The organism is Trebonia sp., from assembly GCF_049794275.1.
Classification (GTDB): domain Bacteria; phylum Actinomycetota; class Actinomycetes; order Streptosporangiales; family Streptosporangiaceae; genus Trebonia.
This window is the reverse complement of sequence record NZ_JBARCR010001058.1, coordinates 1-5,762: the sequence shown is the minus strand read 5'-3', so window position 1 is coordinate 5,762 and position 5,762 is coordinate 1. Positions and strand designations below refer to the sequence as shown.

The window sequence follows — 5,762 nt, the reverse complement described above, 5'->3', positions numbered from 1 at the left end:
GCGCCGGTCGGTGCCAGCGCGGACGACGGCACCGAAGGAGGCGTGGAGGCGTTCCTCATCCCGATCGACACGTGTTACTCGCTGGCGGGCGGCCTGCGGGTGCACTGGCGCGGCTTCGACGGCGGCGCGGAAGCACAGCGCCTCCTGACCGACTTCCTCGCCGATAACCGGGAGCGCGCCCGCCCGCTGGCGCCCCCGGATCCGCTGGCGTCCCCGGATCCGCGGGCAGGGGCGTAGATGGCGAAGCTGATCTTCGAATGCACGGGGGCGAGCGCGGCGCCGTACACGGCGACGCCCACGCTGCTGTTCCGGCTGAACGTCACGGAAGGCCTCGGCGAGCGCGTGGACGCTGTCGCGCTGCGCTGCCAGATCAGGATCGAGCCGCACAAGCGGAGGCACTCCCCCGACGAGGCCCGGCGGCTGCACGACCTGTTCGGCGACACCGAGCGCTGGGCGGAAACGGTCAAGGCGATCCAGCTCGCCGCCGTGTCCGTCATGGTCCCCGCGTTCACCGGGCAGACCGAGGTCGGCCTCGAGGTGCAGTGTACCTACGACCTTGAGGTGGCCTCAGGCCGGTACCTGCAGGGCCTGGACGACGGCACGATCCCGCTGCTGCTGCTGTTCAGCGGCACCGTCTTCACCTCGCCCGACGGCCGGCTGCGCGTGGAGCCGATCCCGTGGAGCTCGGAGGCCAGCTACCGGATGCCGGTCAGCGTCTGGCAGGACGTGGTGAACGAGCACTTCCCCGGCAGCGCGTGGCTGCGCTGCAGCCGCGAGACCCTCGACGAGCTGTCGGTGTTCAAGGCCGCCCACGCGCTGCCGACCTGGGACGCGACGCTCACGGCGCTGCTGGCGAACCAGCGGGCTAACGGGACCGCCAGCGGGACGGCGGGAGGCACGCCATGAGCCTCGACGACGTGCGGCGCGTCGCCGACGCGGTGCTCTACGAGGGCTACATCCTCTACCCGTACCGGGCCTCGGCCCAGAAGAACCGGAGCCGCTGGCAGTTCGGCGTGCTGATGCCCCCGGCGTACGCGGCGGCCGATCCGTCGGAGACCACGACCGCGCGGGCCGAGTGCGTCTTCACCCGCGACGGCGAGCCGTCCGTCGACGTGGTCGTCAGGTTCCTTCAGGTGCAGCGCAGGACCTGCCCGGGCCCTGGGGCGCCGGACACCTGGGACGAGGCGGTCGACCGCGAGGTCTCGGTCACCGTGGCGGGCGCCGCGCTGTTCGGCGACGGCACCCCCACGCCGTTCGGCATCCCGGGCGGGGAGGAGCACGAGGCGACCGCGGACGGGGACGTGATCCGCGTCCGCCGGGCGCTGCGCGGCGTCGTGACGGTCCGCGCCACCGAACTGCCCGGTCCCTGGCAGGCGGCGCGGCTCACCGTCGGGGTGACCAATCAGACGGCCGCCGGGCTTGGCGCTCCGGACAGCCCGGTGCTAGGCAGCGCGGTGCCGGACAGCCCAGTGCCGGACAGCCCAGTGCCGGACAGCCCAGCGCCGGACAGCGCGGTGCTGGACAGCGCGGCGCCGGGCAGCCCGGTGCTAGGCAGCAGAGCGCAGGCGCTGCCGGCCGCGCTGGTGGCGGCGCACATGATCATCACCATCTCCGGCGGCGCGTTCGTGTCGATGACAGACCCGCCGGAGTGGGCCGCGCCGGCGGTCAGCGAGTGCGAGAACGCCGGCTGCTGGCCGGTGCTCGCCGGCCCGCCTGGCGAGCGGAACGTCCTGCTGGCCTCCCCCATCATCCTGCCCGACCACCCCGAGGTGGCCAGGGAGAGCCCGGGCGAGCTGTACGACGGCACCGAGATCGACGAGATCCTCACGCTCCGCACGCTCGCTCTCACCGACGAGGAGAAGGCCGCAGCCCGCGCCACCGATCCGCGTGCCGCGGCGCTGATCGACCGGGTGGAGTCGCTGGACGGCGCGGCGCTGCAGCGGCTGCACGGCACGATCAGGGGCTGGCAGGGCTCACCGCCCGCCCAGGCCCGCGAGGACGACGGCACCGGCGAGGTCCCCTGGTGGGATCCGGAGGCGGATCAGTCGGTGTCGCCGTCCACCGATTCCGTGCTGGTGGCCGGGCAGCGGCTCGCGCGCGGCAACCTGGTGACGCTGCGGCCCGGCGCCCGCCGCGCCGACGCGCAGGACATGTTCCTCGTCGGCAGGACCGCGCTCGTCGAGGCGGTGCTGCTCGACGTGGACGACCAGCCGTACCTGGCGGTGACGCTCACCGACGACCCGGCGGCCGACCTGCACGCGGCGCACGGCCGCTTCCTCTACTTCTCGCCGGATGAGGTCGAACCCGCATGACGGGGATGGGGACGGAGCCGGAGCCAGGGCGCACGCTGGTCGCCGGGGTCGGCAACGTCTTCCTCGGCGACGACGGATTCGGCGTCGAGGTGGCGCGGCTGCTCGCGGAAAAGCCCCAGCGGGACGGCGTGGAGATCGCCGACTTCGGCATCCGCGGCGTGCACCTGGTCTACGAGCTGCTCGACGGCTGTGACCTGTTCGTCCTCGTCGACGCCGCGCCGCGCGGGTACGAGCCTGGCACGATCACCGTGCTCGAGGTCGACCCAGACGACGCCGGGCCTGGCGCGCCGGTTATGGACGGCCACGGTCTGTCACCCGATGACCTCTTCGCTATGCTCGCCACCATGGGCGGTCGCCCCGGTCGCAGCCTGCTCGTGGCCTGCGAGCCGGCCGATGTGAGCGCGGGAATGGGGCTCTCAGAGCCGGTGCGGGCCGCCCTGCCGCACGCGGTCCGCGCGGTAGAAGAAATCCTGAGCCAGATCGGACAGAAGGAAGGTGTGCGCGATGGTGCGCAGGCTGATCACGGTGGCGGTGATAGTGGCGCTGGTCTCCATAGTGGTGGCAGGCCTGCCGGACCTTAAGCGCTACCTCAAGATCAGGGAGATGTAACCCCGTGCACGAGTTCGGGCTGTGCGAAGGCGTCCTCGACGCCGTCCAGAAGCGGGCAGCCGGGCGGCGGGTGGCCGGCATCCGGGTCCGCTGCGGGGTGCGGCACGCGGTAGACCCCGCCTCGATGGCGCAGGCGTTCGAGATGGTCGCCGCGGGAACGGAGGCGGACGGTGCGGCCGTCGAGGTCGTCACGGTCCCCGCCACCGTCACCTGCCACGGCTGCGGAACGGTCAGCGAGGTCGCCGACCCGATACCGGTCTGCCCGCGGTGCGGCAGCGCGGACGTCGACGTCAGCGGGGGCGATGAGCTGACGCTCGAATCCGTCAGCTACAGCCACGCGGAATTATCCCGTACATTACGGTGGTGGCCGTCGACGGATTCGAACTCGCCTATGACAGGACCGGTTCCGGTCCCGCGGTCGTGCTGCTGCACGGGTGGCCAGGCGACCGCACCGACTACCGTGAGCTGATCCCGCTGCTGGACGGCTGCGAGGTCGTCGCGCCGGACCTGCGCGGGTTCGGCGAATCGGACAAGCACCCCGCCGATCCTGGCGCCCAGTACAACGCGGCGGCGAACGCGCGCAGCGTCGCGGGCCTGATCACCGACCTGGGCCTGAACCGGCCGGTGGTATTCGGCTACGACATCGGCAGCCGGGTCGCGCAGGCGCTGGCCAGGGACCGGCCCGAGCTCGTCAAGGCGCTGGTGATCACCCCGCCGGTGCCCGGCGTCGGCACCCGGGTGTTCGGCCCGGGCCCGATGCGGGAGTTCTGGTACCAGTCGTTCCACCGCCTGCCTCTCGCCGAGGAGCTCATCGACGGCAAGCCCGAGGCGGTCCGCGCGTACCTCAGGCACTTCTGGAACCACTGGTCCGGCCCCGCCTTCGAGCTCGACGAGGCCGCCCTCGACCACCTGGTCTCGGTGTACGGCCCGCCAGGCGCGTTCACCGCGTCCATCAACTGGTACCGGGCCGGCGCCGGCACGATAGGTCTCGCGCTGGCGGAGCAGGCGCCCGCCCCGGGCGACCGGATCGCCGCGCCCGCCACGGTGCTGTGGCCGGACCACGACCCGCTGTTCCCGCGAGACTGGTCCGACCGCCTGGACGAGTTCTTCAGCGACGTCCGGCTGCGCTTCGTGGACGGCGCCGGCCACTTCGCCCCGCTGGAGTTCCCCGCCGTGATCGCCGGGGAGATCCTGGGAGCGGCCAGCGCCTAGGATGGCCTGGTGCTCCTCCCGCCTCGTGTATCGCATGACCAGGCGGAGGAAATCGCCGCCGCGCACTACGGGATCAGCGTGGTCGCGGAACGGCTGGCGGCCGAGCACGACGACACGTTCCGGCTAGTGACGGCAGGCGGGCCGACGCGGCTGCTGAAGATCGCCCAGATCCCCCCGGGCACACTGGCGGACGCCGGCGCCTCGCCATTGGCGGCCAGCTTCCAGACCGCGGTGCTGCTGCACCTCGCCAGGGCCGCACCCGCGCTGCCCGTCCAGCGGGTCATCAGCACTCTCGACGGCCGCCCAGAGCTGCACCTTGACGGCCACGTCGTCCGGATGACGTCCTACCTGGAGGGGCCGGTCCTCGGCTCGCGGCCGGCCAGCGCCGCGCTGCGCCGCGACATCGGCGGCACGCTCGCCAGGCTTGACCAGGCGCTGCGCCCGTTCGCGCACCCGGGCGCGAACCGCACCCACCTGTGGGACCTGCAGAACTTCCATCAGCTCCGCCCGCTGCTTGACCAGCTGCCCGGCCAGCCGGCGGACAGGGACCAGCGCGCGGCCCTGGTCAGCTGCCTGGACCGGTTCGAGGCGCGGGTGCTGCCGCGCCTCGCGGACCCGGCGACGCGCCGCCAGGTCATCCACACCGACTTTCACGGCGACAACCTGCTGGCAGCCGCGGACCGGGTAACCGGCGTGCTGGACTTCGGCGACAGCCTGGCCGGCCCGGTTGCGATGGACGTGGGCGTCGCCGCCTGCTACCAGTTCGGCGTCGCCGCCGGCACCGACCCGCTGATCCCGGCGCTCGACGTGATCGTCGGCTACCACGCGGTCGACCCGCTCGGACCCGGCGACCCTGCGCTGATCGGCGAGTTCATGCTGCTGCGACTCGCGGCGCGGATCATCGTGAGCCAGTGGAACGCGGCCCGCGAGCCCGCCAACCGCGATTACCTGCTGCGCAGGACCCCGCAGGCGACGGCGCACTTCGCGGCGCTGCGCGCGATCGGCCCCCACGCGGTGGCGGACCGGATAAGGGAGGCGCTGGAATGACAGGCTCCGACGGCACCGGGATGGACGCCGCCCGGATGGTCAACGGTTTCGATACCGCGCGCACCGGCGCGCTCGACCCGGAGCTCGGGGACCTGGTGCGGCGGCGCGACGCGGCGCTCGGCGGCGCGTACCGGCTGTTCTACGCGACCCCGGTCCAGTTCGCCCGCGGCGAGGGCGTCTACCTGTACGATCCGGACGGCACCGCCTACCTGGACGCGTACAACAACGTGCCGTCGGTCGGCCACTCGCACCCCCGCGTCACCGAGGCGGTCAGCCGCCAGCTCCAGACGCTCAACACGCACACCCGCTACCTCACGGCCGGCCTCGTGGACTACGCGGAGCGGCTGCTGGCCACGCACCAGCTCGGACCGGCGCACGCGATGTTCACCTGCACCGGCAGCGAGGCCAACGACCTCGCGCTGCGGATCGCCCGGCACCACACCGGCGGCACCGGGGTGATCGTGACCGCCAACGCCTACCACGGCGTGACATCGGCCGTCGCCGAGGTCTCCCCCAGCCTCGGCGTTCCGCTCGGCCGGCACGTCCGCGCCGTCCCGGCGCCGCCGGACGCCGCCGCTGTGG

General features: G+C 72.9%; 8 protein-coding genes and 1 pseudogene. All 9 read left to right on the top strand.

Going from position 1 to position 5,762, the window contains the following annotated elements:
- The coding region (locus WA805_RS26505; protein ID WP_425243709.1) for a DUF5947 family protein at window positions 1–237 on the top strand (237 nt) is incomplete at its 5' end.
- Window positions 238–906, top strand: coding sequence for a DUF6084 family protein (locus tag WA805_RS26500; RefSeq protein ID WP_424558996.1), 669 nt, complete (start codon window positions 238–240; stop codon window positions 904–906).
- Window positions 903–2,312 (top strand): hypothetical protein, encoded by a 1,410-nt coding sequence (locus tag WA805_RS26495; protein WP_425243708.1) that lies wholly within the window; start codon window positions 903–905, stop codon window positions 2,310–2,312. Before WA805_RS26500 ends, WA805_RS26495 begins: the two co-directional genes overlap by 4 nt.
- Window positions 2,309–2,770, top strand: a pseudogene (locus WA805_RS26490) (hydrogenase maturation protease); the annotation flags it as partial. The gene WA805_RS26495 and the pseudogene WA805_RS26490, both read left to right, overlap by 4 nt.
- 46 nt (window positions 2,771–2,816) lie before the next feature.
- On the top strand, window positions 2,817–2,921 hold the full coding sequence (locus WA805_RS26485; protein ID WP_422273905.1) for a DUF6893 family small protein: 105 nt from the start codon (window positions 2,817–2,819) through the stop codon (window positions 2,919–2,921).
- 4 nt (window positions 2,922–2,925) lie between these two features.
- A complete protein-coding gene (locus tag WA805_RS26480; RefSeq protein WP_422290840.1) occupies window positions 2,926–3,390 on the top strand; it encodes a hydrogenase maturation nickel metallochaperone HypA in 465 nt (154 codons plus the stop codon).
- Window positions 3,285–4,133, top strand: a complete 849-nt coding sequence (locus tag WA805_RS26475) for an alpha/beta fold hydrolase (protein WP_422273901.1) — start codon at window positions 3,285–3,287, stop codon at window positions 4,131–4,133. Before WA805_RS26480 ends, WA805_RS26475 begins: the two co-directional genes overlap by 106 nt.
- A 9-nt stretch (window positions 4,134–4,142) precedes the next feature.
- The gene (locus tag WA805_RS26470; protein ID WP_425243707.1) at window positions 4,143–5,180 is read left to right on the top strand and encodes a phosphotransferase; all 1,038 of its coding nucleotides are present in this window, start codon (window positions 4,143–4,145) and stop codon (window positions 5,178–5,180) included.
- Window positions 5,177–5,762: aminotransferase class III-fold pyridoxal phosphate-dependent enzyme (locus WA805_RS26465; protein ID WP_425243706.1), on the top strand; the 586-nt coding region annotated here is incomplete at its 3' end. The genes WA805_RS26470 and WA805_RS26465, both read left to right, overlap by 4 nt.

What these genes read in the sequence shown, in the direction of transcription:
- WA805_RS26495 (WP_425243708.1), top strand. Translation starts at nt 903, where the DNA reads ATGAGCCTCGACGACGTGCGGCGCGTCGCCGACGCGGTGCTCTACGAG.
- WA805_RS26485 (WP_422273905.1), top strand. Translation starts at nt 2,817, where the DNA reads ATGGTGCGCAGGCTGATCACGGTGGCGGTGATAGTGGCGCTGGTCTCC.
- WA805_RS26500 (WP_424558996.1), top strand. Translation starts at nt 238, where the DNA reads ATGGCGAAGCTGATCTTCGAATGCACGGGGGCGAGCGCGGCGCCGTAC.